Source organism: Thermococcus sp. PK (genome assembly GCF_000430485.1).
Classification (GTDB): Archaea; Methanobacteriota_B; Thermococci; order Thermococcales; family Thermococcaceae; genus Thermococcus_A; species Thermococcus_A bergensis.
The window spans coordinates 1,033,618-1,037,403 of the sequence record NZ_KE387149.1 but is presented as its reverse complement, the minus strand read 5'-3'; the positions used below and the strand labels follow the sequence as shown (position 1 = coordinate 1,037,403).

At 43.5% G+C, this 3,786-nt stretch carries 3 protein-coding genes and 2 pseudogenes; 1 reads left to right on the top strand and 4 read right to left on the bottom strand.

Features of this window, described 5'->3' with window-relative positions; translation table 11 throughout:
• Nucleotides 1-94: 94 nt before the first annotated feature.
• Nucleotides 95-796, top strand: a pseudogene (locus THEPK_RS07660) (IS6 family transposase).
• Here THEPK_RS07660 and THEPK_RS07655 read toward each other — a convergent pair.
• The 4 genes and pseudogenes from THEPK_RS07655 to THEPK_RS13105 all read right to left on the bottom strand — a co-directional run.
• Nucleotides 788-1,030, bottom strand: a complete 243-nt coding sequence (locus THEPK_RS07655; RefSeq protein WP_052315912.1) for an ester cyclase — start codon at nt 1,028-1,030, stop codon at nt 788-790. The pseudogene THEPK_RS07660 and the gene THEPK_RS07655 overlap by 9 nt on opposite strands.
• Before the next feature lie 201 nt (nt 1,031-1,231).
• Nucleotides 1,232-1,939: an acetate--CoA ligase family protein gene (locus tag THEPK_RS07650; protein WP_042700246.1), complete on the bottom strand. Its 708-nt coding sequence runs from the start codon at nt 1,937-1,939 to the stop codon at nt 1,232-1,234.
• A gap of 35 nt (nt 1,940-1,974) precedes the next feature.
• Entirely contained in the window at nt 1,975-3,396 is a 1,422-nt protein-coding gene (locus tag THEPK_RS07645; protein WP_042700244.1) for an acetate--CoA ligase family protein, read from the bottom strand.
• Nucleotides 3,397-3,536: 140 nt separating this feature from the next.
• Nucleotides 3,537-3,786 (bottom strand): annotated as a pseudogene (locus THEPK_RS13105) (IS982 family transposase); the annotation flags it as partial.

Here is a 3,786-nt window from a genome sequence, read left to right as displayed (position 1 = left end):
AGACTCGCATGGTCTGACCCGATACTGTCAGGATAAGCAGTGGGGCGTCAGGTTTAAATCCCAGACACTACCACAGAAAAAGAAAGGGGGGAACATGCAAGCCGAAACCATTATCAACCGATTAATTTCAGCCTTAAAACCTTTTCGCCGAAACAAAATCCCACCAGAAAAGAAAATCAGGGCAATAACCCTGTACCTAAACGGCTTAAGCTACAGGCAAACCGCCAGAATCCTCGGAATCAGCCACACAACCGTCTGGGAAGCCATTCAAAAAATAGCAGAAGCAGTTTACAAGCCAAAAATCCTCGCAGTCAAAAACAGCGAAACTTCATCGCAGTTGACGAAACAGTAATAAAAATCAACGGGAAGAAAAGATACCTCTGGGCTGCAATTGACGTTGAGAGCAAGGAAGTTTTAGCAGTCTGGATTACGACTGTTAGAAACTGGTGGGTTGCCTAGGGATTTCATTCTGGTTGTTTTAAAGTCGTGTGAAGGGCAGCCTGTCTTTCTGGTTGACAGGGCGAGCTGGTATAAGTCTGCTTTTAAGAGTTTGAGGTTGGGTTATCTGCATGTGACTTTCGGGCCGAGGAACAGTGTTGAGCGCTGGTTTAGGACGTTGAAGGAGAGGACGAAGCGTTTCTGGAATAATTTCAGGGGTAAAGACTGGAGGAGGGTTCATAGGTTTGTTTTTCTGTTTGCCTTCTGGTATAATTTTGTCAGAATTCATTCTAGTTTTGGTGATCCGCCTGGTGATGTTACTGAATGGCTTCAGGAGGTGATGCCCCAGTTATCCTAACAGTATCTTGTTGTCTTGGGCAATGATATCTTCAATGGTTACATGAAAGTCCGGAAATACTTTATGGTTAAAGAGCACCCATTCTCTGAACTGTTCAAGAGTTTTGACATTTGGGTTAACAGGGTCATGGTTTACAAAGTTTGGGACATAAAACTTGTCTACTAACTCCACATTTCCCGTGTTCCAGATTTCCTCTACTACTTGCTGGAGAATCTTTTCTTTTTCTGAAGTCATTCTTATCACATCCTTTCATGCTCTTCTGAATGTTATCCCGATGTTGACATCTGGCGGTATCTGATATTCAAAAAATGCTAATTGAGCTGAACTTATTATTGGAGGTATCGGTGTCCAAAGGATATATACCTTTGCATCATGTCAAACTAAAGTAACATTAACTTTACATAAAGAAAAGTTAGAAACATGAAAAGAGAGGCATCACTTCAAAATAATTCTTGCGTCAACGATGACTGCTCCTTCTCCTTCGGGATAAACGAAGACTGGGTTTAGATCCATCTCCTTTATGTAATCCTTGAGGTCATCAACGAGCTGTGAAACTTTCAGCATCATGTCCACGATGGCCTTCATGTCTGCTGGTGGTTCTCCTCTTGCTCCGGCTAGGATTGGGTATCCTTTGATGCTCCTTATCATTTCCCATGCGTCTTTTTCTTCAATTGGGATTATCCTGAACGTCACATCCTTGAGGATCTCGACGAATATTCCACCAAGGCCGAACATTATTGCGTGACCGAACTGTGGGTCCTCAGTGACACCAATGATGATTTCCCTTCCGGGCTTGAGCATTGGGGCTATGAGAACACCAAGAATTTCAGCATCCGGTCTGTACTTCCTTGCGTTCTCGTGTATCTCTTCCCATTTCTTCTTAAGCTCTTCATCGTTCTTTATGTTGAGCATAACGACTTTTGCATCGCTTTTGTGAAGGATTTGTGGAGACATGAGTTTCATGGCAACTGGGTATCCTATTTCGTTTGCGTACTTTATGGCCTCGTCGAGGGTTTTGGCGAGCTTTTCCTCTGGAACTGGCAGACCATAGGCTTTTAAAACCTGCTTTGCTTCGTATTCAACTAAAGCCTTCCTACCTTGAGCCAAGACCTCTTCAATCACTTTCAAAGCTTCTTCTTTCATAATTATCCCCCCAATAATAATGAAATAAGAGCAAATCACTCTTTCTTTAACTTTTCAAGATATTTAGCGTATTGGACTAAACCTGCCAAAGCTCTAACACCTCTTTCCGGCGTCGGATATACGGGAACTCCCTTCTCTTCAAGTATCTTTGCATAGTGTTCTGTCTTCTTACCTCCCATGGCAACTGCGAGTATTGGCTTTTCGCTCTTCTTTGCGTAGTCTGCGAGGATTTCTATTATCTCTTCCTCGTTCAAGAGCGGCACCTGGAAGAGAACAATTACTACTATTGCATCAACGTTTGGATCGTTTACAAAAGCCTCAATTGCGTATTTGTACCTCTGGGCATCGGTATCTCCAACGACATCAGTCGGATTTCCTGCAACTGCGTGTGGTGGGAAGTGCTCTTTTAGATATTTGATGGTCTCTTCGCTAAGCTCGGCCATTTTGAGGCCAAATTTAGCAACTGCATCGCTTGCCATAACTCCTGCTCCGCCACCGTCTGTTATTATTCCAACTCTGTCTCCTTTTGGAAGCTTGCACTTTGCAAATGCCTTTGCGACGTCAAACATGTGCTCGAAGTCCTCTGCCCTCAAAATCCCCGTCTGCTTAAAGACTGCGTCATAAATTACATCAGCTCCTGCCAAGCTTCCGGTGTGGGATGAAGCAGCCTTCGCACCATATTCTGTCTTTCCGCTCTTAAGGGCTATAACTGGCTTCACTTTCGTTATTCTCTTTGCAGCTTCCATGAATTTTCTACCGTCCTTTACTCCCTCTATGTAGAATGTAACAACCTTTATAGAGTCATCGTAAATGAAGTAGTCCATTAAATCTGCATCGTCCACGTCTATTTTGTTACCGTAGCTTACCATCTTCCCAATTCCGATTCCAGCTAAGGCTGCCCAGTCGAGCATTGCTGCGGCAAAAGCACCGCTTTGAGAAACGAATGCTATTGGCCCGCTCTTAGGCCTGTCCATTTTTTCATCGGGAAGGAAGACGGTGTCAACACCAGTGTCGGGGACATAGACACCAACACAGTTGGGTCCTATGACCCTTATTCCGTTTTCCCTTGCTATTTGGAGAATCTCTTCCTCCATTTTCTTTCCTTCTTCACCGAGCTCTCCAAAACCACCGGTGATAATGACCACTGCCTTTATTCCCTTCTCAGCGATCTCTTTCATTGTACCGGGCACAAAGGGGGCGGGAATTGAGATTACTGCCAGATCTGTATCATTTGGAAGCTCCTTTACGCTCTTGTACACTTTGTACCCGTCGATTTCATCAAGCTTGGGGTTTACTGGATAGATATTTCCTTTGAAAATGCCTTTTTCTTTGTTCCTTTTGAAGTTTTCAAAAATGACGTTTCCAACTTTTCCCTTTTTGTCTGTAGCTCCGATGATTGCGACAGCCCTGGGCTCGAAGAATGGTTTGAGCTCTTCAACAATTTTTGGACTTTCCATGGTATCACCCCTGAAATTTTTGAATAAATTTCCATTCGAACTTTATCTTCCTTCGTATAAAAGTTTTATGTAGGTAAAATAAGCTCCTTGATGAATCAATAAAGGCATTATTGCCCAAAAATTGAAAGAATATCAAAACCCTAGTTCCCACCATCTGTGAAGTTGTATAATCTGTCCAGATTCACGGCCAGAATCGCCCCTAAAATCCTGACAACCAACCCCCTCAAACTAACACTCCTGCTCGGCTTCAGAAGAAACTCAGAAAACTTCGAAAACAAAGTCTCAATCCTCCTGCGAAAGTCAGACAAGTACTTGTAAAACCTCTTCTCCTCCAGATTACTAACCTGATTCTCCCGCTTCACCGGCGTGTAAACAACGCCAAACTTCAGG

Coding starts and splice junctions, on each gene's coding strand:
- THEPK_RS07655 (WP_052315912.1), bottom strand. CDS start 1,030: ATGACTTCAGAAAAAGAAAAGATTCTCCAGCAAGTAGTAGAGGAAATC.
- THEPK_RS07650 (WP_042700246.1), bottom strand. CDS start 1,939: ATGAAAGAAGAAGCTTTGAAAGTGATTGAAGAGGTCTTGGCTCAAGGT.
- THEPK_RS07645 (WP_042700244.1), bottom strand. CDS start 3,396: ATGGAAAGTCCAAAAATTGTTGAAGAGCTCAAACCATTCTTCGAGCCC.